The 276-nt window shown below is 52.9% G+C and carries 1 pseudogene; it reads left to right on the top strand.

Going from position 1 to position 276, the window contains the following annotated elements:
- Positions 1-276 (top strand): annotated as a pseudogene (locus ACYP03_RS26060) (hypothetical protein); the annotation flags it as partial.

Genomic DNA, 276 nt, shown 5'->3' with positions numbered 1-276 from the left:
CCGATTGCCAAAGACAAACTGTATGCGACCAGTTCGCCAAACAGTTGGTCTGTCGCCAGTGCAGACGAAGCGCTGGGCCTGATTTACATCCCCATGGGTAACCGTACTCCTGACCAACTGGGCATGTATCGCACACCAGAGGAAGAGAAATACGCCTCTTCGGTAGTGGCATTACGCCTGGATAATGGGCAGCCTGCCTGGGTACAGCAGTTTGTTCATCATGATTTGTGGGATATGGATACCCCGGCACAACCCAGCCTGCTTGATATTCAGACG

This window comes from Photobacterium sp. R1 (assembly GCF_054600795.1).
The sequence above is the reverse complement of the archived record's forward strand: the minus strand, read 5'-3'. Positions and strand labels throughout refer to the sequence as shown.